The organism is Bradyrhizobium sp. AZCC 1693 (genome assembly GCF_036924745.1).
Classification (GTDB): domain Bacteria; phylum Pseudomonadota; class Alphaproteobacteria; order Rhizobiales; family Xanthobacteraceae; genus Bradyrhizobium.
The window spans coordinates 6,042,946-6,063,244 of record NZ_JAZHSD010000001.1 but is presented as its reverse complement, the minus strand read 5'-3'; the positions used below and the strand labels follow the sequence as shown (position 1 = coordinate 6,063,244).

Annotated in this window: 18 protein-coding genes and 1 riboswitch; of the genes, 10 read left to right on the top strand and 8 right to left on the bottom strand. The window is 61.0% G+C overall.

The annotated features are described in order from the left end of the window. Window positions 1-142: 142 nt before the first annotated feature. Window positions 143-2,008 carry a phage tail tip lysozyme gene (locus V1293_RS28745; protein WP_334514208.1) on the bottom strand — a complete coding sequence of 622 codons (1,866 nt, stop codon included), beginning with the start codon at window positions 2,006-2,008 and terminating at the stop codon, window positions 143-145. Next, complete coding sequence (locus V1293_RS28740; RefSeq protein WP_334514207.1) at window positions 1,972-3,513, bottom strand: hypothetical protein; 1,542 nt, start codon at window positions 3,511-3,513, stop codon at window positions 1,972-1,974. The genes V1293_RS28745 and V1293_RS28740 overlap by 37 nt, the downstream gene beginning before the upstream one ends. Before the next feature lie 73 nt (window positions 3,514-3,586). Between V1293_RS28740 and V1293_RS28735 the strand changes: the two genes are divergently transcribed. Then, the gene (locus tag V1293_RS28735; protein ID WP_334514206.1) at window positions 3,587-3,724 is read left to right on the top strand and encodes a hypothetical protein; all 138 of its coding nucleotides are present in this window, start codon (window positions 3,587-3,589) and stop codon (window positions 3,722-3,724) included. 239 nt (window positions 3,725-3,963) lie between these two features. Here V1293_RS28735 and V1293_RS28730 read toward each other — a convergent pair whose 3' ends face one another. After that, window positions 3,964-4,599, bottom strand: a complete 636-nt coding sequence (locus V1293_RS28730; RefSeq protein WP_334514205.1) for a bacterial transcriptional activator domain-containing protein — start codon at window positions 4,597-4,599, stop codon at window positions 3,964-3,966. 659 nt (window positions 4,600-5,258) lie between these two features. Here V1293_RS28730 and V1293_RS28725 point away from each other — a divergent pair. Beyond that, window positions 5,259-5,543 (top strand): hypothetical protein, encoded by a 285-nt coding sequence (locus tag V1293_RS28725; RefSeq protein ID WP_334514204.1) that lies wholly within the window; start codon window positions 5,259-5,261, stop codon window positions 5,541-5,543. A 49-nt stretch (window positions 5,544-5,592) separates the two neighbouring features. Here V1293_RS28725 and clpB read toward each other — a convergent pair whose 3' ends face one another. Further along, the gene (clpB, locus tag V1293_RS28720; RefSeq protein ID WP_334514202.1) at window positions 5,593-8,232 is read right to left on the bottom strand and encodes an ATP-dependent chaperone ClpB; all 2,640 of its coding nucleotides are present in this window, start codon (window positions 8,230-8,232) and stop codon (window positions 5,593-5,595) included. A gap of 221 nt (window positions 8,233-8,453) precedes the next feature. Between clpB and V1293_RS28715 the strand changes: the two genes are divergently transcribed. The 4 genes from V1293_RS28715 (at window position 8,454) to V1293_RS28700 (ending at window position 11,612) form a co-directional block, all read left to right on the top strand. Then, window positions 8,454-9,242 (top strand): MOSC domain-containing protein, encoded by a 789-nt coding sequence (locus V1293_RS28715; protein WP_334514200.1) that lies wholly within the window; start codon window positions 8,454-8,456, stop codon window positions 9,240-9,242. 357 nt (window positions 9,243-9,599) lie between these two features. Then, complete coding sequence (locus V1293_RS28710; protein ID WP_334514198.1) at window positions 9,600-10,016, top strand: hypothetical protein; 417 nt, start codon at window positions 9,600-9,602, stop codon at window positions 10,014-10,016. A gap of 1,091 nt (window positions 10,017-11,107) precedes the next feature. After that, the gene (locus V1293_RS28705) at window positions 11,108-11,335 is read left to right on the top strand and encodes a hypothetical protein (protein ID WP_334514196.1); all 228 of its coding nucleotides are present in this window, start codon (window positions 11,108-11,110) and stop codon (window positions 11,333-11,335) included. Between the two features lie 40 nt (window positions 11,336-11,375). Further along, window positions 11,376-11,612: a hypothetical protein gene (locus V1293_RS28700; protein WP_334514195.1), complete on the top strand. Its 237-nt coding sequence runs from the start codon at window positions 11,376-11,378 to the stop codon at window positions 11,610-11,612. Between the two features lie 418 nt (window positions 11,613-12,030). Here the strand turns inward: V1293_RS28700 and V1293_RS28695 are convergent, their stop codons facing one another. Beyond that, the gene (locus V1293_RS28695) at window positions 12,031-12,891 is read right to left on the bottom strand and encodes a TIGR02594 family protein (protein WP_334514193.1); all 861 of its coding nucleotides are present in this window, start codon (window positions 12,889-12,891) and stop codon (window positions 12,031-12,033) included. Between the two features lie 257 nt (window positions 12,892-13,148). Between V1293_RS28695 and V1293_RS28690 the strand changes: the two genes are divergently transcribed. Continuing rightward, window positions 13,149-14,021: an alpha/beta fold hydrolase gene (locus V1293_RS28690; protein ID WP_334514191.1), complete on the top strand. Its 873-nt coding sequence runs from the start codon at window positions 13,149-13,151 to the stop codon at window positions 14,019-14,021. A gap of 113 nt (window positions 14,022-14,134) precedes the next feature. Here the strand turns inward: V1293_RS28690 and metW are convergent, their stop codons facing one another. Continuing rightward, window positions 14,135-14,803: a methionine biosynthesis protein MetW gene (metW, locus tag V1293_RS28685; protein ID WP_334514189.1), complete on the bottom strand. Its 669-nt coding sequence runs from the start codon at window positions 14,801-14,803 to the stop codon at window positions 14,135-14,137. Between the two features lies 1 nt (window position 14,804). Next, complete coding sequence (gene metX / locus V1293_RS28680; RefSeq protein ID WP_334514187.1) at window positions 14,805-16,010, bottom strand: homoserine O-acetyltransferase MetX; 1,206 nt, start codon at window positions 16,008-16,010, stop codon at window positions 14,805-14,807. 82 nt (window positions 16,011-16,092) lie between these two features. Then, window positions 16,093-16,172: riboswitch (SAM riboswitch) on the bottom strand. A 176-nt stretch (window positions 16,173-16,348) separates the two neighbouring features. Here metX and V1293_RS28675 point away from each other — a divergent pair. The 3 genes from V1293_RS28675 to V1293_RS28665 are packed head-to-tail and all read left to right on the top strand — an operon-like array spanning window position 16,349 to window position 19,287. Next, complete coding sequence (locus tag V1293_RS28675) at window positions 16,349-17,221, top strand: chorismate mutase (RefSeq protein WP_334514185.1); 873 nt, start codon at window positions 16,349-16,351, stop codon at window positions 17,219-17,221. Window positions 17,222-17,248: 27 nt separating this feature from the next. Beyond that, complete coding sequence (hisC, locus tag V1293_RS28670) at window positions 17,249-18,349, top strand: histidinol-phosphate transaminase (protein WP_334514183.1); 1,101 nt, start codon at window positions 17,249-17,251, stop codon at window positions 18,347-18,349. Further along, window positions 18,346-19,287 (top strand): prephenate/arogenate dehydrogenase family protein, encoded by a 942-nt coding sequence (locus V1293_RS28665; protein ID WP_334514181.1) that lies wholly within the window; start codon window positions 18,346-18,348, stop codon window positions 19,285-19,287. Before hisC ends, V1293_RS28665 begins: the two co-directional genes overlap by 4 nt. Before the next feature lie 51 nt (window positions 19,288-19,338). Here the strand turns inward: V1293_RS28665 and V1293_RS28660 are convergent, their stop codons facing one another. Next, window positions 19,339-20,250 (bottom strand): heme o synthase, encoded by a 912-nt coding sequence (locus V1293_RS28660; RefSeq protein WP_334514179.1) that lies wholly within the window; start codon window positions 20,248-20,250, stop codon window positions 19,339-19,341. Between the last annotated feature and the right edge of the window lie 49 nt (window positions 20,251-20,299).

Below are 20,299 nucleotides of genomic sequence, written 5' to 3'. Positions count from 1 at the left end.
CGAATGAACATGGTTCGTGCCTTTCGTCACGCCATTCTTGACGTAGAACCGCCAGCGTCAAGGCCATCTTGGATCAATATTTCGCATACCTAGATTCGCATACCTAGACGATAGTCCGTGAATGATCAGGGCGCGAGTATCGTCATGCCGTGACCGCGAAGTGAATGTGATCGCCATGCTGGTTCAGCGTGGCCTCATTGAAATTATGCTTCGTACCTTGATCGAAGTTGAACTTGTTGCGGTCAGCTTCGTGCAGGATGGCGGCGTCGAATATCAACTCATCGATCCCGAACGCCGAGATCTTGTCTGCGGTGGCGATCTGCGGAAGCAAATCTGCGGCAATCTCCTCATTACCGATGTCAACGGCACGCCCCTCCGTATGATGGCTCCCTGTGCCAGAACGCACCAACGAACTAATACGGATCACCGGCGTCAATTTGGATATGGCCAGTATCAGGGCCTGCAGCTTTGCTGTTACCTTGGTCCCTGTATTGAGACCGAGTAGTTCGCCCTTGAGTTCGTGAGAATCAAAGATTATTTTTCCGGCATTGATCTGCTGCTGCAGTGTCTGGGCATCGGTTCCCAAGGTGCCCACGCCGTTGAATGCGCTGAGCGCACGCTGTGCCCAGGTCCTTCTTTCCGCCAGAGCCAGAACGCCGGGCCGTTCGTATATGGTCATGAATTTCTCTGTGGCGTCGTTGATCGTCTGAGTCTGCTTCAGTTTTGGCACAACCTTCTTCTCGGGTGTGTTTATCATCTCATGCTTCAGGAAAGCGTAGTTGCCCTTATCGGAATGCGGATCGAAGCTGTTGGCGCTGCAAAAATTCTCGAAATTCGTGCGCCGATCGCCAGTCCACTGAGCCCATCCAATGCCACCTTTTCCTGACGTCGGATGACGTTCCTGAAACAAGGTAAAACCTCCGGTCTCGCGGCCGAAATTGCCGAGAATTCCTGCCGCCTGAAAATCCTTGAATCCGAAATCTGCAATCAGTGCGCGCATAATGACCGGCGCCTTTTCCACAAAAGTCGCTCCAGCACCTCCCATCTCGGGCACACTAACGACTGGAACCGCTTCCGGGATAAATTGCTTGATATCGTCGAAAGCCTGTTTGAGCGCGTTGTCCAAGACGGCTTTCGCACCACTGACAGCATCTTCCAATGATTTGGGAGCCGCTTCTAGCCCCAGAAACCTAGCGCGCGCCTCATGCAACGCCGTCACTTCCGCATTCGTCAGAGGCCCTCGCAGAAATTTCGTGACGGGCTCAGCGCGATTTTCCTTCGTCGCGGCCGCATCCCGGAGCGCAAGGGCAGCAGCCGGGCTGTCCGTCAGGTACGCAAAGAAGACGTCCAAAAGCTGGGGAGCAAACGGATCGGGGGAACCGGCTGGTGTGCGCAAGCCGCTCATCGCCTTCATGTCCGAATGCATCCGAAACGCTGCCGCGTCGATCTGACGAATCGGATCTTGACGGTTTGAGACGTCGGCATTCCGGACAAGAGGCCCACCGTTCTGGACGAAGTCAGCCCACTCCTTTGTGGAGACTTGTAGCGGGCCGACACCGTCTGAGCCAGGGATCAAAGGTTTGGCGTTAGTCACACCGGTCTCGATAATCGCACGAGCGATCAAATAGTCGGCCAATACGTACCATGGCGCTATTGAATCAGCAGCATTGAACCGCAGTTCGGTGACTACACACATCTGCACTACAGCGTCTCGCGGAACGTCACGTCTGGGATCACCAGCGGTGTCGGCGCACTTGGCCGCAAGGACGAATCCCTTCTGGTCGTCCTCCTTGCCGAATCCAACGTTGAGCCAAACGTGATCCTGGGTCTCAACGCCTTCACCAAGGTCGGTGCCTTGCGTAAGAAACCGTTTGACCGGGCTATCCAACGCCGGTCCCGCCCGAAGCTCTGCTTCAATCGCGCTTACACGATATTGCATATGCATCCCCACTCGCATCGAGATGATGACAACTATTTGGACAAAATGTCGAACAGGTCCCTTGTCCATTGGCCGGTCATGCTTTCAGGCAGGGACTTGGGACGCTTGGCCACGTCTGGGTCCTTCAGCAAGACCGCGCGAACTTGCCTGATTCTGTCGCGCGCAACAGCGAGGGAAGTTCCTTTGGCCAGATCGGGTTGGTTCAGCAACTTTACCTTGTTCAACCGGTCGATAACCAAGACATCAACAAGTTGGGTAAGGTTAGCGGCATTGCCATCCAAAAAAACATTGCGCTCGTAAAAATTCTGTACCTTCTCGCGAGGACATACCGACAATTTCTGCAATACGTTTCGTTCGTCCGCATCTATCTTCCCATCCCGCGTGACGAATTGGTTGTCCTTGGCCTCAGGCATGTCGCTGGCTTCAAAAATTGTAATGAGGTCCTTGGTCGTTGCTCCGACCTTTCCTACTTCTCCAACGGGAACGCAAAGCACGTCTTGCATGCGCTTCACGACGCTCTCCGGAAATTCATTTGGGGAGTAGTTGACGATGATCTTGCGGAATTCAGGACGGTCTGGAATTTGCCGCTTGGTCTGCTGCCCCGCTAGATCCGTCGCCTTGAACGGCACACCAACCGTCGGGAGCACGGGACCGGCCCCGGGTGCAATCCCGGTCTGTTTAAATACGGTTACCGTCGAATTGATGTTCGCCGCAATCGTCATCGGCATGCAAATCGACAGGTAGGTTCGCAGCGTGTGGATGGCCAACGGCTTGTTGTCGATCGACGACGAAAACCTAAGCAGGTCCTGGCGAAAAGCCTGGCGATTGCCTACCACTACAGTTTGCACTGTCGTGTGATCGACCTGCAGCAGCAGCGAATTGAAATTGTTGACCGTACTGGTGGCCAACCCAAAGGCTGCCGAAATCGCGGCCAACCCGACCCCGCTGACGCCCGCTATGTTTGGATTGGTGAGCGCGTCTACCGCGAAACGCACCGCGCTTATCTCCGCGAGGATAGCCGCGTTCTCACGCCTTTTTTGATCAAGCCACGCCAAATATGAATCGCAGCGCGCGTCGATATCATTCAGACCAGCCTGAACTATCACCGGCCAGGCATTCGGCGGGACGACCTGCGCGCAGCCAGGTGCGTCGGCACCGATAGAGGAAATTGATTGGCGGCAGATATAATCTAGATAGATGTTCTGAAACTCGGTAGCTGAAGCAGTCTCCGCCGTATAAAGTTGAGTCCCTATGCCGTTGCGGAAATAGTTCCTCTCGTTCGGATCGCAGCCGCTCACTAGCAACGCCAACGCAACGCAGCCCGCAACAATACCCGCCCGCATCGCACGCTCCCACATCTCCCGCACCAATCCCTTGCAATTCGTAAGCGAAAGTGCGGCGGCAAAAGCAAAGAAAACTGCCGTGTGGCGCACGATGGCAATCGGCCCATCGTGACAAGCACGAGCGAAGTCGCGGCCCCGCGGGGCTTTCGCTCGCGGCGGTTGGCTTTTACTGGTTGGGTGGTCGGCTCCGCGCACGGGATATCTCTCAATACTCTGGTTTTGATGGTTCAACGTCCAGACGTTCCTGCCCGTCATGCTCGCCGGCGGCTGCGTTCAAATTGGAGGCGACAATCGCAAAAGCGCGATGCACATCGTCGACGACGTCGCGCCGGCGGGTGTTGATGTTGCGAACCAGGACCCGCCAACGCGCGTCTTCGGTGGCATCGGCGCTTTCACGCCAGAAGCGCAGAATGAAAACCTGATCAAGCAGTGGTCGTTGTGAGTCCATGCGCCGACGGTCGCATGGCCTGAACTCGGGACAATCCTGCGATCGTCCGGGAATTGTCGTCGTCCGCTCACGGCCGGTCCACGATCCGCTAACCGGCGGATCGGCTACGGATCACGGCAAGATCACGACGTGCCCCGGGAAAGCCGCGGGTTTCGCCCTGCCCGGACTTGGTCGACAGTGTGAGTGTGGAGTTTGCTGGGTAACGCTGCCGTCCGAGGCCGGGCGGCTAGCGCTCAAATTGCAAAAATCTGCTTCTCGTCCCGACCGATCAGGCGCGCGCGCAGGCGCTGAGCGTTTTCGGCATTATGCAGGTTCTTGATCTCTTCGATGATCGCACGTGTCGCCGGAAGCGGCGAGATGCCGAGTTCTTTCCGGATCAGGCCGATCCAATGATCGTAGTACCTGATGGCATCGATTCGTCTTTCATCGAGCGCGAGCAGGGTCAGGAGGTGCCGAACCAGCTCTTCGCGGTAGGGATCGAAGCGCAGCGCATGACGGGCGAGCCGGATCGCATCCTGGTAGTAGTTACAAAGCCCGAGATGACGAACCATGATCAGGGCCGACTGGATGAAAAGGGAGTGAAGCCGCTCGCGTTCTTCCAAAATCCATTCGGCATCTTCGCCGTCCAGAAACGGCCCCTCGTACCGATACAGAACCGCGAGAACCTCCTTCATTCTCGATGGTTCCGACTGGGCCTCGGGCCCACTGAGCGTGCTCCGTGCGGCGTGAAGCAACGCCCAAGTGTCAACGTCCAGCCACGGTGTCTTCTCAAGAATGGTCTCGGGGCCAACGGTCCTCAAACCGTGGCCGTCCTGGCATTCGGGAGACGACGCAAGCAGCTTCCGCAGCCGCCAGACCGCAGAGTTCATGGCTCGGCGCCCCCTCTCGGTATCCAGCTCCGGCCAAAACAAGTCGATAAGTCGCTCGCGGCGATGCGGGCGATCCGGAAACGTGAAGAGGAATCCAGCCAATCGTCGCCCGGCTGGACCGAGATCCGACCAAATCTGTTCGCTACTACGGGTAACTCGACTGGCGCCAAATAAACTAACGCTCAACACGGCCGTCCCCTCCGCGCGCGAACACGATTAAAGAGCACACCTAAAAATGTCGTTCTGGCTTTCAGCCATTCCAGTTCAAAATTGCAGCCTCAACTTAAAAATTGTCGATTCTCAAAGCGCGCGAAGTCAAGGCTTCCCAACTGTTCAAATCAACGCTGGCTCCTAAGATACCCGCACGCATCGTAAGCTTCCGCGCATTGCCCTTATGGATTGTGAACCGGGCAAGGGGTTGTTCAAGGAGAATCTTACACCCCTTACGAGATGACGCGAGGCGTGCGTCTTTTCAACAACACCCTCTGTCCGTGCGAAAGCCGTGCGCGCGATGAAATTGCGGTATCATGAGGTGCTGCATGCGGGCACGAGCGCCTCGCCTTTTCCCTTCCCGCGCCTCCAATTTTCATGGACTGCCGGGGAACGGAATGGGAGCGGGCTGTTTGAAGTGATTGGCAAGCCCTCGATGGAGGAACGTCATGGCAAGCCTGTCGGGATCCCAGCGCATTACCCGGGACGACGTTATCAAGGCGATCGGCTCCGCCGACGATGTGACCATCGCCCAATTGATCGCGACCGGTGCGACCGTCGACGAGTTGGCGGAAGCCCAGGCCTGGATGGCCAATGACGAGCCGCTGATGAATTCAGGCAGGCCGCTGGCGACGGGGCGGGTTCGCGAGCTCGTCGATATTCTCGCCGAGCTCGAACCTGAGGATGACGATGACGGCCGGGGAGCGCCCGCTTCTTCCATCAGTCAGGAATGAGATGCCCCGGCACGCGCGGGCCGCGCGCCGGAGCACCATTCCTATTAGGTCAGTTCAGCTTACGCTTCGGCACCGGCGATTCGAACTGGGCGATCTCGGCGGTCTGCGGCGCTTGGCCGTTGAAGGTCAGCACGTTGCCTTCGCTCGAGATCACGACGCGGTCGCCGTCGGCGATTTCGCCGGCGAGGATCATCTCGGCCAGCGGGTCCTGCAGGTTGCGCTGGATCACCCGTTTTAAGGGCCTCGCACCATAGGCGGGATCCCAGCCCTTGGCCGCCAGCCAGTCGCGGGCCGCCGCATCCAGCGTCAGCGTGATCTTGCGATCCTCCAGCAGCTTCTGCAGCCGCGCGAACTGGATCTCGACGATCCGGCCCATCTCGCTCTTCTGCAGGCGGTGGAACAGGATGATCTCGTCGACGCGGTTGAGGAATTCGGGCCGGAAATGCGCCCGCACCATCCCCATCACCTGCTCGCGCACCGCGGACGTATCCTCGCCCTCCGGCTGGTTGACCAGAAACTCCGAACCAAGGTTCGAGGTCATGATGATCAGCGTGTTGCGGAAGTCGACGGTGCGGCCCTGGCCATCGGTCAGGCGGCCGTCGTCGAGCACCTGCAGCAGCACGTTGAAGACATCCGGATGCGCCTTCTCGATCTCGTCGAACAGCACGACCTGATAGGGCCTGCGCCGCACCGCCTCGGTGAGCGCCCCGCCCTCGTCATAGCCGACATAGCCGGGAGGCGCGCCGATCAGCCGCGACACGGAGTGCTTCTCCATGTATTCGGACATGTCGAGGCGGACCATCGCGGTCTCGTCGTTGAACAGGTATTCCGCCAGCGCTTTGGTCAGCTCGGTCTTGCCGACGCCGGTGGGCCCTAAGAACATGAACGAGCCCATCGGGCGGTTCGGATCCTGCAGGCCGGCGCGCGAACGGCGCACCGCGGTCGCCACCGCACGCACGGCTTCGGCCTGGCCGACCACGCGCCTGCCGAGCTGGTCCTCCATCTTCAGGAGCTTGTCCTTTTCGCCTTCCAGCATCTTGTCGACGGGAACGCCGGTCCAGCGCGACACTACCTGCGCGATGTGGTTGGCGGTCACCGCCTCCTCCATCATCTCGCCGGGGTTTTCGTTGGCCTCGATGGATTCGAGCTTCTTCTCCAGTTCCGGAATCTTGCCATAGGCGAGCTCGCCCGCGCGCTGGAATTCACCGCGGCGTTGCGCGTTCGCCAGTTCGATGCGCAAGGCGTCGAGTTCGCTTTTCAGCTTCTGCGCGTTGGAGAGCTTGTTCTTTTCCGCGCTCCAGCGCGCCGTCAGCGCCGCCGATTTCTCTTCGAGATCGGCCAGTTCCTTTTCCAGCGCCTGCAGGCGGCTCTTGGAGCCGATGTCGGTTTCCTTCTTGAGCGCCTCCTGCTCGATCTTCAGCCGGATGATTTCCCGGTCCATCAGATCGAGCTCTTCGGGCTTGGAATCGACCTGCATCTTCAGCCGCGCCGAAGCCTCGTCCATCAGGTCGATCGCCTTGTCGGGCAGGAAACGGTCGGTGATGTAGCGGTTCGACAGCGTGGTCGCGGCGACCAGCGCGGAATCGGCGATGCGCACGCCGTGGTGCTGTTCGTATTTGTCCTTCAAGCCGCGCAGGATCGAGATCGTGTCCTCGACCGTGGGCTCGGAGACGAACACCGGCTGGAACCGGCGCGCCAGCGCCGCGTCCTTTTCGACATGCTTGCGGTATTCGTCGAGCGTGGTGGCGCCGATGCAATGCAGTTCGCCGCGCGCCAATGCGGGCTTGAGCAGGTTGGACGCGTCCATGGCGCCGTCCGCCTTGCCGGCGCCGACCAGGGTATGCATCTCGTCGATGAACAGGATGATCGAGCCTTCGGCCGTGGTGACTTCCTGCAGCACGGCCTTCAGCCGCTCCTCGAACTCGCCGCGATATTTGGCGCCCGCGATCAGGGCGCCCATGTCGAGCGAGAGCAGCTTCTTGTCCTTCAGGCTTTCCGGCACGTCGCCATTGAGGATGCGCAGCGCCAGGCCCTCGACGATGGCGGTCTTGCCGACGCCGGGCTCGCCGATCAGCACGGGATTGTTCTTGGTGCGGCGGGACAGCACCTGAATGGTGCGGCGGATTTCCTCGTCGCGCCCGATCACCGGATCGAGCTTGCCGTCGCGCGCGGCCTGCGTGAGGTCGCGGGCATATTTCTTCAGCGCGTCGTAGGCGTTTTCGGCCGTGGCGCTATCCGCGCTGCGGCCCTTGCGCAGCGTTTCGATGGCCGCGTTGAGGTTTTGCGGCGTGACGCCGCCCTTGCCGAGAATGCCGCCGGCCTCGCTGCCCTTCTCGAGCGTCAGGCCCAGCAGCAGCCGCTCGACCGTGACAAAGCTGTCGCCGGCCTTCTCGGCGGCCTTTTCCGCCGCGTCGAAGGCGCGCGCCATATCGGGCGCAAGATAGATCTGCCCGGCGCCGCTTCCCGAAACTTTCGGCAGCTTCTTCAGCGCATCCTCGGTGGCCTTGAGGATGGCGCGGGAGTTGCCGCCGGCGCGGTCGATCAGACCGCCGGCCCGTCCCTCGCTGTCATCAAGCAGGACCTTGAGCATATGCAGCGACGAGAACTGCTGATGTCCGTCGCGCATGGCGAGCGATTGCGCAGACTGAACGAAGCCGCGCGCCCGCTCGGTGTATTTTTCAATATTCATCTTGTGATTCCCTCGGCCTGCCGTCCCCACCCCTGAGGCATGATTACGGCATCTTCATTGGGGTTCCGCGGAGCCGCATTGATTTTCCTCAACCGGCCGCGGGTCATCGCCCTCATTTCAGGCTTGCCTCGAATGTGGGCATCGCTGCGCAAAAACGGAAGAGGCCCGGGCACAAATTCGGGAGCGGTGGCGCACGACAAGGGAATCCCTTAATAAGCCGCATGTCTGCCACAGCCCCATCTGCCCGGATCACCGGAATCTACCGCTACCCCGTCAAGGGCCTGACCCCCGAGCAGCTTACCCGCGCCGAGTTGAGCGCCGGTCAGACGCTCTTGGCCGATCGCCGCTACGCGATCGAAAACGGTCCCTCCGGTTTTAACCCGGCCGAGCCGAAATGGCTGCCGAAACCGAACTTCCTGATGCTGATGCGGGATGAATGGCTGGCCGGCCTGCGCACTCAGTTCGACGATGCAAGCAACGTCCTCTCCATTAACCACAACGGCCAGATCGTGGCCCAAGGCAATCTGGCAACCCCGGAGGGCCGGACGGCGATCGAAAACTTCTTCGCCTCGACTTTTCCCGACCTGATCAAGGGGCCACCGAAGGTGTTGGAAAGCCCCGGCCACAGTTTTTCGGACGTCGCCCGCAAGGTCGTCTCCATCATCAATCTCGCCAGCGTCCGCGCCATCGAGAACATGGTGGGTGCGCCGGTCCATCCCTTGCGCTTCCGCGCCAACCTCTATGTCGAGGGCTGGCCGGCCTGGCACGAATTCGGTCTGCTCGACCGAACGCTCGCCATTGGCGACGTGCGGCTGAAGGTGGTGAAGCGCATCGTCCGCTGCGCCGCCGTCAATGTCGATCCGGATACGGCCCAGCGCGACCTCGCCATTCCGCAAGCGCTGCAGCGCAGGCTCGGCCACGGCGACTGCGGGATCTATGCCGAGGTGATCACCGGCGGCATGATCAGTGCCGACGATACGATCGCGGCGGAGCAGCCGGAGCTGTTGTAGTTCGACTCCCGGGCCTATCCACGTCATTGCGAGCGAAGCGAAGCAATCCATTCTTTCTTCATGCGGCGAGATGGATTGCTTCGCTTCGCTCGCAATGACAGGGAAATACCGGGGCGCCACAACGACCGTCATCCCCCGCGAAAGCGGTATCCAGTACGCTGCGGCCTATCGGTTCTATCATTGACGTCTCTGGAATACTGGGTCACCCGCCTTCGCGGGTGACGACAACTCAATATGTGTCGGCGTTCTCGCGGCGCAAAGCGGCGTGATGATCCTCGATACAATTTGAAGAACTCAGTCCATCAGGTTTTAGCGGGTTTTTGCGACAGCCACAGAATGAGGAGGATCGGGTTAGCTGTGCTGTTCGGCGTGTTCGCGGGCGCGATAGCCTATGTGTCGGCCGCACGATTATACGAATGGCACCTGACTGGTCAGCTCAGGATGCACAGGAAGATGCCGGTCGGACCCGATGCTGCCACCTACTCCACCGATCCGATCGGGTTCTTGATGGAATTTGACTTGTACCTGTTCCTGTTGGCCATGGGGACCCTTGGCGTTCTGGTCGCCTGCAGAGACGTCTTCCTCGAAGTCAAAGGTCCTCAAGGCTTTTTCGATTTGCATCGCGCCAACCAACTCGTCACCGTTTTCACTCAGCTCCTGACCTGGTTCTTCCTTGCTGTCTTCGCTGTTGGCTTACTCCAATGGGTTGTTTGGAAGCGATACCAAAGCGGCTGCTCCTCACTCTCGGCAAGGGCTCCTCGGCTGCGATTTTGAGTTGACAACGCGCGGTTGCGCGCCAACAATGTGATCGGTTCGATACACCCGCCGCCTGCGCCCTTCGGGAATGGTGAACGTATCAATCTATCTCCGCAATGAACGGAAGCAATGAACCGTCCAGGAGCCATTGCCAAGTCCCGACTACCGTTCTCTCGCAGCGCAGGCGTCTGGAATTGGCCCCGCGGACCTGAGCGGGCAGCCCGACGATGTCTGCTTTTGCAAGCAGAACGGGCGGCCGTTTCAGCGACCCGACTGCCGCTTGACCCTGAGTGGAAACGCGCTTTTCTGTGTGGCGCCACTTCTTACGGATCTTCTTCAATCGGACACTACGGAAGGTGGGCGAGATGCTCTCGGAATATCGGACTCGGACCGAACCATGATTAGAGTTCGCACGGAGCGGACGGCTTCGGTCTGATGTGCATCCATTACGTCAACCGGAAGGCGCTCCACTGCCGCGCGAACGTTACTCGGGCCGGCGAAGATCGGGCGGGGCGGCTCGTGGCAAAGCGCGTAAGCTCGGGGCTGGAAAATCGACGGTCCGATGCCCATATTCGGTGGATGGTGACAATTGTGCAATGCAATTGCGGCGCCGAGTACAGACGCACTGAAGTACCGCATACGGGTGACGCGGTCTGCGCAATCTGCGGAGTCGCTCTAGAATCATGGCTGGATAGCACCCACGTTCCCACATACGAACTTGTTGAACGTCCAGACAGAAAGACGGAGTGACAGAAAGTTAATGTCCTAAGTCTGGCGCTTCTCTAGATCGCGCATATTTCGTTATCACCGCCCGGATATATCGCTATCACCGCCCGGTACGTGGCTTTCATCGCTGATGAAACCGCCAGTCGCGCTCCCGCAGACCTCGCATGGATGGAGCGGCGCATGCCAAAGCGTTTCAAGCAAACTACATCCCTTAAAGAACGCCTTGCAAAGGAGGCAACGCAGTTGCGCAAGCAGGCTCACGGTACCCCACCGGGGTTTGAGCGCGAGCTCCTGGTTCGTAAAGCCCGGCGAGCCGAGACAGCTTCTCATATGATCGAGTGGCTGGCCTTCGCCCCAAGCAACCAAGATAGGATCAAATAGAAATGGCAATTTATCGCCTGTTAGAGAAGCCTTCCTTGGGGCTCGGGCCGAAAGAGGTTAACTGCATCATAGAGGCATACGAGCAAGCGCTGCACACTCTCTGCGTCAAGGATCGCGACGACCCTCTAACGGAAATGATTGCGAAGAAGATCATCAAGATCGCGCAAACTGGTGTCCATGATGCGGCGCAGCTTTCGGCTCTGGCGATCAAAGAACTAGAGGTCCGGTAAGGCGGCCGCAGCGGCGGTCTCTTTTGGAGAGGGAGTTACTGTGGCGGAATATCGCGCCTACCTCATTGGCTCGGACGGCCATTTCGAAAGCTCCCGCTCGTTCGTCTGCGACACTGACGAGAACGCTATCGTGTGGGCAAAGCAGATGGTGGGCCAGCAGCCCGCGGAGCTCTGGAGCGGGACGCGGCTGGTGGAACGCCTTTCTCCTCCCGACGAAAAGCAGGCCGTCAGCCATGAAGTTCACGAAGGTCGATTGGTACCAAAGGGTAAGACGTAATGCTGTAGTCAGTCATTTCGATTGGGAGCCAATGACCCGAAGCTGACCTGAAGTGACGTCCGCGCCAGCTCTCGGCCACTACCACTATTCGATCGATGTGCTTGCCGCGCTGTTCATCACGCACGGTGTCTTTCAAATTTCGTGCTGGCTGTTTGGCCGCGACTACACGCTATTTCGCTCCTCCGAGAACCCGGCGGCGCCACGATCAAAGCGGGCAAGCCGAAAGTTGGCTTCGGCCGATGGCGGACGTGAGCGCGTCCCCAAACCGTTTGTGCTGCACCTCGTCGGAGACGCGGCGATGCCGCGCAGTCAATCCAAAGCCGAATTGAATCATCCGAACGGATAGCCACGCAAGCTGCTTCGGATGAAAGCATCCTCTCCCCGCCAACAACGGGGAGAGGACGCAGCGCGATCAGCCTCAGCTCGTCGGCATGACGTAGGCGTAGATCCGGCCGCGCCAGACCGGGGCTTCGCGGACGCGGTTGCCGTTATTGCCGGAGATCATGATCGGATTGCCCTTGGCATCGACGCCGGTGATGATGCCGACATGGCCGCCGCGGCGGCCGCGCGACATTACCGCAATCGCGCCGACCTGCGGACCGGAAACGCGCTGGCCGTATTTCGCGAATGAGCTCGCCATGTCCGAGCCGGTGCCGCGATAGCCGGAATGCTGCAGAACCATGTTCGCGAACCGCGCACACCACAAGCTGCCGCGTCCGGTCGGGTTGCCGCCGAGATAACGGCGCGCTTCGGCGACGACATTCGATGAGCTGAAGCTGGACGCCATCGCCCCACCGGCCGGCGTCACGGTAGAATTCGTTCCGACGCTTGCATCCGTTGCTACGCTTGCGTTGACGTTGGCAAGACCGCGCGCCTGCATTTGCGCGACGCCGCGCTCCCAGCGCGACGTGCGCTCGACCTGCCGGAGCCGGGCGCTACGACGGCCGATGCGGACGTTACGCGCTTCCGCGCCGGCGTTGGCGACGCCGAAGCCGCCTGGCGCCATCTGGGCGTTGTAGCTCGGGTTAATGTCGGCAAAGCCGCCGGCCTGCATTTGCGGCGCGCTGCGATCCCGGCGCGACATCCGGGCGGCATGGCGATAATGGCGATAGGCGTAATGATGCTTCGCATGATGGCCGGCGTGATAGGCGCGAGCGTGTCGCCCTGCGCCGTGGTGAGGCCGTGCTGAAGCTGGAGAGACAAATGCGACGATGGACACCGAACACAGTGCCAGCGCGATGAAGCGAAACGACCGGCGAAGCGCAAACAACTGACGCATACTAAATCCTCTGTAGCACCCCTGCTTCCCCTTTGCGTTCGTCTACGAACGACCGCGGGCGGCGTTTTGCGTCGCGATGTGACGAGAGGAAGATTTCATGTGGCGGTGAGGAAACAATTCCGGGGTGATTCCGCGATGATTCGATGGCGAAAATGAAACTAAACTGCCGTATTGCGGCCGCGAGAATTAATTGCAATTTTGCTGGCCGGCCGCGCAAGGATGTTGCGTGAAAACAAGAAAATAGAGAGGAATCCGAAATGCCCCATGCCGTCGCCAAAGATAGCGCCAAGGATAGCGTTCATCTTCACTATGAAGAGGCCGGAAGCGGGACGCCGATCATCTTCCTGCACGAGTTCGCGGCCGACCATACCAACTGGGAGCCGCAGATGCGTTACTTCTCGCGCGGCCATCGCTGCATCACCTATTCGGCGCGCGGCTATACGCCATCCGACGTGCCGCCTGACGCCGCCGTCTACACCTACAAGCATTTCTATACCGACGCGCTCGCCGTGCTCGATCACCTCGGCATCGTCAAGGCGCATTTCGTCGGCCTGTCGATGGGCTCCTATTCCTCGCTGCAGGTCGGCCTCAATGCGCCCGAGCGTGCGCTGTCGATGACGCTCGCCGCCGTCGGCTCCGGCTCGGAGCTGGAAAATCTCGACGCCTTTCGCGCGCAATGCCGGGCCAACGCCGAGCAGTATGAGGCGATCGGTTCGGTGGAAGTCGCCAAGGTGACGCGCGAGGCGCCGAGCAGGATTCCGTTTCTGCTGAAGGACCCGCGTGGCCATGCCGATTTCTACGCCGCACTGGCGCGGCACGACGCCAAAGGCTCGGCCAACACGATGCGCAGCTTTCAAGGCCGGCGTCCCTCGATCTACACCATGACGGATGCGATCCGGCGCGTGCCGACGCCGGCGCTGATCCTGTGCGGCGACGAGGACGACAGTTGCGTTGGGCCAAGCCTGTTTCTGAAGAAGCACCTGCCGGCGGCGGGGCTCTCGTTCTTTCCGAAATCGGGCCACGTGCTCAATCTGGAGGAGCCGGCGCTGTTCAACGAGATGGTGGAGCGGTTCATCGCGCTGGTCGAAGCCGGGAGATGGCCGGTGCGGGATGCGAGGTCGCTAGCCTGACCGTCATTCCGGGGCGATGCGCGGCATCGAACTATGGTGCGCAATTGCGCACCTGAGAATCTCGAGATTCCGGGTCTGGTCCTTCGGACCATCCCGGAATGACGCCAGTGGCGTCACTTCCCCACCCCGCCCCTACTCAGCAGAAACACACCCTGCTCGCCGAACATGTTCCAGACCCACCAGGGCAGGGTCAGCGGCACCGGGCGGCCGTAGAGATCGAGCGCTACGGCGCGCTCCATCTTGACGTTGATCTCGTCGCACAGCTCGACGAAATCCTTGATGGTGCAGAAGTGGATATTGGCCGTGTCATACCAGGTCGCCGGCAGATTCTCCGTGCGCGGCATGTGGCCGCCGACGAGGAGCTGCAGCCGCATCTTCCAGAAGCCGAAGTTCGGAAACGAGACAACGGCGCGCCGGCCGATCCGCAGGAGATTCTCCAGCACGACCTTCGGCTGCCGCGTCGCCTGCAGCGTCTGCGACAGGATCACGTAGTCGAAGGCGTCATCGGGATAATTGACGAGGTCGGTGTCGGCGTCGCCCTGCACCACGGCGAGCCCCCTGGCGACGCAACGGTTGACGCCCTCGCGCGACAGCTCGATGCCGCGGCCATCGATGCCGCGGCTCTCCAGGAGCTGCAGCAACTCGCCATCGCCACAGCCGACGTCGAGCACCTTCGAGCCGCGCCCGATCATGTCGGCGACCAGGAGGTGATCGGTGCGATACTTGCCGGTGCGATCGGGCGCTATGCCGCCGAGCGGCAAGGCCGGTTCCTGAACCGCCATGTCAACCGCCCGCACCGTTGGAGAGCCCACGCGCCTTGCCGGCGGATTCCAGGAAGGCGCGTGCAATGTCGAAGAACTCCGGCACGTCGAGCAGGAAGGCGTCGTGGCCGCGATCGGTTTCGATCTCGGCGAACGACACCCGCGCGCTCGACGCGTTCAGCGCGTGCACCAGCGCCCGCGATTCCGAGGTCGGGAACAGCCAGTCCGAGGTGAACGACACCACGCAGAAGCGGGTCTTGATGCCGAGAAACGCCTGCGCCAGCACGCCACTGTGGTCGGCGGCGATATCGAAATAGTCCATCGCGCGCGTCAGATAGAGATAGCTGTTGGCATCGAAACGCTCGACAAAGGACGAGCCTTGATAACGCAGATAGCTTTCGACCTGGAAATCCGCGTCGAACGAGAAGGTCGGCAGCTCGCGGTCCTGCATCCGCCGTCCGAACTTGCGATGCAGCGCGGCGTCGGAGAGATAGGTGATGTGCCCGGCCATCCGCGCCACGGCCAATCCACGATGCGGATGGGTGCTGCGTTCGAAATAGCGCCCATGATGCCAGTCCGGATCGGCCATCACGGCCTGCCGGCCGAGTTCATGAAACGCAATGTTTTGCGCCGAATGGCGCGTCGAGCAGGCGACCGGCAGCGCCGAGAACACGCGCTCCGGAAAGGCGGCGGTCCATTGCAGCACCTGCATGCCGCCCATCGATCCGCCGGTCACGCACAGCAATGTTTCGATGCCCAGCCGATCGAGCAGCATGGCCTGCGCGCGGACCATATCGGGGATGGTGATGACAGGAAAATCCAGCCCCCAGGCCCTGCCGGTGGCCGGATTGGTCGAGGCCGGCCCCGTCGATCCCATGCAGCCGCCGATCACATTCGCGCAGATGATGAAGTATCTGTCGGTATCGAGCGGACGGCCGGGACCGACCATGATCTCCCACCAGCCGGCCTTGCCGGTCAAAGGATGCACATTGGCGACGTGCTGATCCAGCGTCAGCGCATGGCAGATCAGAATGGCGTTGGAGCGGTCGGCGTTCAGTTCGCCATAGGTCTGATAGGCGATCTGGAACGGTGCGAGATCGATGCCGCAATCGAGCTTCAAGGGCTGCTCGGCGCCGAACTTCGCCACCAGCGACGTCGGATGATCGGCCTCATGGGCGCGATCCTCGTTGAGGATCGACGGGCTCGGTAACGAATGCACGTTTGTCATCGTGGCGACCTTCCTCCTCGCGGAGGCTCTACGGACGGAATCAGGCCATAAAAAACCGGCCTGAACGAAAGTTCGGCCGGGATCAACTCTGTCCCCGGCCTGTTTAGCGAGTTGTTTAACGTGGCTGCAAGCCGGCCGGCTCAAATGACCACGGAATGGAACAAAGCTAGTCCGGCCCAGGCATTTCGTCAAGGCAGGCGGGGGCTGGACACCATGGTTAACCTGATCATGCAGGGCTGGCCCGTGACGTTTCTCTTTGCTTTCAGCGCCCGTCTTTCCTAATCAATGCGACTGTCTGCCGGCCGCATCGGGCTGTTCCGGCACCAAGGTTTTTCAGGATGTCCAAGGCACCGTCGAAGGCACCGTCCAAGGCCCCCCCGGCCCCGCCCTCGCTGCAGGAATTGCGCAAGGAAATCGATGCGATCGACGAGCAGGTCCATCGCCTCCTGATGGCGCGCGGCGACATCATCGACCGGCTGATCCAGGTGAAGCAGACCCAGGAAGTCGGCTCCGCGTTCCGCCCGGCGCGCGAGGCCGGCATGATGCGGCAGCTGGTGCAGCGCCATCGCGGCATCCTGCCGCTCGACACCATCGAGAGCATCTGGCGCGTCATCATCTCGACCTTCACCTATGTCCAGGCGCCGTTCGCGGTGCATGCGGATGTCTCGGTCGGCGAGCCCGCGATGCGGGATTCGGCGCGCTTTCACTTCGGCTTCGTCGTGCCTTATGTCGGCCATTTCAGCGCACAGGCCGCGGTGGAAGCGGTGGCGAAATCGAAGGGCGATCTGGCGCTGGTGTCGGCGATATCGAGCCGCACGCCATGGTGGCTCGCGCTGGAAACGGACGGCGCGCCAAAGATCATCGCGCGGCTGCCGTTCCTCGAACGCGCCGATCATCCGGCGGCGCTTCCGGTGTTCGTGATCTCGCGGGTCGCCGACGACGCCATGGTGACGGAGGTCCAGATGTGGAGCGTGCGCGTCGCCGGCTGGAACGCCGATATCGCTCGCGCGCTGGCGCCGCTCGCCGAAATCGTCGCCGTGCCCGATACCGCCTTCGACGGCGCGGCCCTTCTGGTGTCGGATGCCGGCACCGGCTTCGACAAGATCAAGACCGCGCTGATCAAGGCCGGCGCCTCGGTGCGCTCGTCGGCTCTCGTCGGCAGCCACGCAACGCGCTATACGGTGCCCCCGAACGGGGCAGCCAGGTCCTAAGCCGTCCTGAATATCCGGAGCCAGAAGATGAACCGCCCCGTGCCGAATCCCGGCATTCTCGATATTGCGCCCTATACGCCCGGCAAGACGCCGGTGCCGGAGCCGGGCCGCAAGGTGTTCAAGCTGTCCGCCAACGAGACCCCGTTCGGGCCGTCGCCGAAGGCGATCGAAGTCTACAAGCAGGCGGCGGCGCATCTGGAGGACTATCCGGAAGGCACCTCGCGGGTGCTGCGTGAGGCGATCGGCCGCGCCTATGGGCTCGATCCGAACCGCATCATCTGCGGCGCCGGCTCGGACGAAATCCTCAATCTGCTGGCGCACACCTATCTCAGCCATGGCGACGAGGCGATCTCCACCACCCATGGTTTTCTGGTGTATCCGATCGCCACGATGGCGAATGGCGCCAAAAACGTCATTGCGCCGGAGACCGACTTCACCGCCGACGTCGACGCCATCCTCGCGCGCGTCACGCCGCGCACAAAACTGGTGTGGCTGGCCAACCCGAACAACCCGACCGGGACATACGTGCCGTTCGACGAGGTCAAGCGGCTGCGCGCCGGGTTGCCTGCGCATGTGCTGCTGGTGCTGGACGCCGCCTATTCCGACTACGTGTCGCGCAACGATTACGAGCTCGGCTTAGAGCTGGTGGCGACCACCGAAAACACCGTGATGACGCATACGTTTTCCAAGATTCACGGGCTGGCGGCGTTGCGGATCGGCTGGATGTTCGGTCCCGCCAACATCATCGACGCGGTCAACCGTATCCGCGGGCCGTTCAACGTCTCGACGCCGGCGATGCTGGCGGCGGTCGCCGCAATCGAGGACACCGCGCATGTCCAGATGTCAAAGGCGTTCACCGAGCAGTGGCGCAACTGGCTGATCGAGGAGATTGGCAAGCTCGGGCTGAAGGTGACGCCGAGCGTGGCGAATTTCGTGCTGATCCACTTCCCGCAGGAGAAAGGCAAGACGTCGGTGGACGCGGACGTATTTCTGACCAAACGAGGTCTGGTGCTGCGGGCGCTGAACAATTACGGCCTGCCGCATGCCCTACGCATGACCATCGGCACCGAGGAGGCCAATCGCCTCGTCGTCGATGCCTTGCGCGACTTCATGGCGGCCACCAAGTGAACGCGACACCGATCTTCCGACGCGTCGCGCTGATCGGCTTCGGCCTGATCGGCGGCTCGATTGCGCGCGCGGCGCGGGCCCAGGGGCTCGCCAGCGAAATCGTCACCACCGCACGCTCGGAGAAGACCCGCGCGCGGGTGATCGAACTCGGCATCGTCGACCACGTGCTGGAGACCAATGCGGAAGCCGTCAGGGATGCCGACCTCGTGATCCTCTGTATTCCGGTCGGCGCCTGCGGTCCGGTCGCGCAGGAGATCGCGCCTTTTCTCAAAGCCGGTGCGATCGTCTCTGACGTCGGCTCGGTCAAGGGCGCGATCGTCCGCGAGATGGCGCCGCATCTGCCGGCGAACGTTCATTTCGTCCCCGCCCATCCGGTCGCCGGCACCGAGCATTCCGGGCCTGATTCCGGCTTCGCCGAACTGTTCATCAACCGCTGGTGCATCCTCACGCCGCCCGATGGCGCCGATCCCATGGCGGTCGAAACGTTGCGGGCGTTCTGGGCCGGCATGGGCGCCAAGGTCGAGATCATGACGCCCGATCATCATGATCTGGTGCTGGCGATCACGAGCCATCTGCCGCATCTGATCGCCTACACCATCGTCGGCACCGCCGATGAGCTCGCGCAAGTGACGTCGTCGGAAGTGATAAAATTCTCCGCCGGCGGCTTTCGCGATTTCACCCGCATCGCGGCTTCCGATCCCACGATGTGGCGCGACGTGTTCCTCAACAACAAGGAAGCCGTGCTGGAAATGCTCGGCACCTTCAACGAGGATCTGTCAAAACTCACGCGCGCGATCCGCCGCAATGACGGCGAAGCGCTGTTCGAGCATTTCACCCGTACCCGCGCCATCCGCCGCGGCATCGTCGAGATCGGCCAGGATTCGGCGGCGCCGGATTTCGGCCGGCCGCATCCGCCGCTGGGGAAGAAGGCGGACTAGCAAAATGGGCAAAGGCGCGCTTGCGAACCAAGCGTAGGACTTCGCTCTGGATCAGAGGGGCTGAACGTAGGGTACGGCATTCATCAACAGCACACCAAAAAGAAGGACCAGATAGAGCAAGGAAAACACGAACAGGCGACGCGCAGGCTGCCTTTCCCTGTCATTGCTCCGACGTACTTGCCATGAGAGAAAAATCATGATCGCTCCGAGCATCGCCGCAGCCGCGCCATAGATCGCCCCCGCGAACCCCAATGCCCAGGGCAGCAGCGAGACAGCAGCCAGAACAACGCTATAGAGAACAATCTGGCGCTTTGTTTCGGCCCGGCCGGCTACGACCGGCAACATCGGCACCCCGGCGCGGGCATATTCTCCAGCAAGATTGAGCGACAGTGCCCAGAAATGGGGTGGCGTCCAAAGGAAAATGATCAGGAACAGGATGAGCGGCTCGAGCCCAACATTTCCGGCGGCCGCAGCCCAGCCGATCACCGGAGGGAGTGCGCCAGCCGCGCCGCCAATGACGATATTTTGCGGTGTTCGGCGCTTGAGCCACATCGTGTAGACGACGACATAGAAGAAAATTGTGAAAGCAAGCAGCGCAGCCGCGGCCATGTTCAGGAAAGTGCCGAGGCCTAGAACGGCGAACGTGCCAAGCGTCAGTCCGAAAAACAATGCTTCCGAGCGCGATACACGGCCGCTGGGAACTGGACGCATGGCGGTGCGCGCCATCAACGCATCGATGTCGGCGTCGTACCACATATTGAGCGCACCTGCGGCGCCAGCTCCGGCAGCTATGCAAAAAAGAGCAACGATACCGGCAAAAGGATCGATGCCGCCCGGCGCGACCATGAGACCGACCAGTGCGGTAAAGACGACCAGCGACATAACGCGCGGTTTCGTCAGCGCGACATAGTCCCCGATGTTGGCATAGCTCCCGCGAATGAGAATTGAACGATTGATTTGCATGTGATCAATGCCTCCCCTTGCCGGCGACATGGCGGCGTCTTTTCAGTCC

Excerpts from the sequence above, each read along its gene's own strand:
- clpB (WP_334514202.1), bottom strand. The coding sequence starts at position 8,232 with ATGAATATTGAAAAATACACCGAGCGGGCGCGCGGCTTCGTTCAGTCT.
- hisC (WP_334514183.1), top strand. The coding sequence starts at position 17,249 with ATGAACCGCCCCGTGCCGAATCCCGGCATTCTCGATATTGCGCCCTAT.
- metX (WP_334514187.1), bottom strand. The coding sequence starts at position 16,010 with ATGACAAACGTGCATTCGTTACCGAGCCCGTCGATCCTCAACGAGGAT.
- V1293_RS28735 (WP_334514206.1), top strand. The coding sequence starts at position 3,587 with ATGCACATCGTCGACGACGTCGCGCCGGCGGGTGTTGATGTTGCGAAC.
- V1293_RS28690 (WP_334514191.1), top strand. The coding sequence starts at position 13,149 with ATGCCCCATGCCGTCGCCAAAGATAGCGCCAAGGATAGCGTTCATCTT.
- V1293_RS28705 (WP_334514196.1), top strand. The coding sequence starts at position 11,108 with ATGGCAATTTATCGCCTGTTAGAGAAGCCTTCCTTGGGGCTCGGGCCG.
- V1293_RS28725 (WP_334514204.1), top strand. The coding sequence starts at position 5,259 with ATGGCAAGCCTGTCGGGATCCCAGCGCATTACCCGGGACGACGTTATC.
- V1293_RS28675 (WP_334514185.1), top strand. The coding sequence starts at position 16,349 with ATGTCCAAGGCACCGTCGAAGGCACCGTCCAAGGCCCCCCCGGCCCCG.
- metW (WP_334514189.1), bottom strand. The coding sequence starts at position 14,803 with ATGGCGGTTCAGGAACCGGCCTTGCCGCTCGGCGGCATAGCGCCCGAT.
- V1293_RS28745 (WP_334514208.1), bottom strand. The coding sequence starts at position 2,008 with ATGGACAAGGGACCTGTTCGACATTTTGTCCAAATAGTTGTCATCATC.
- V1293_RS28715 (WP_334514200.1), top strand. The coding sequence starts at position 8,454 with ATGTCTGCCACAGCCCCATCTGCCCGGATCACCGGAATCTACCGCTAC.
- V1293_RS28695 (WP_334514193.1), bottom strand. The coding sequence starts at position 12,891 with ATGCGTCAGTTGTTTGCGCTTCGCCGGTCGTTTCGCTTCATCGCGCTG.
- V1293_RS28660 (WP_334514179.1), bottom strand. The coding sequence starts at position 20,250 with ATGCAAATCAATCGTTCAATTCTCATTCGCGGGAGCTATGCCAACATC.
- V1293_RS28730 (WP_334514205.1), bottom strand. The coding sequence starts at position 4,599 with ATGAACTCTGCGGTCTGGCGGCTGCGGAAGCTGCTTGCGTCGTCTCCC.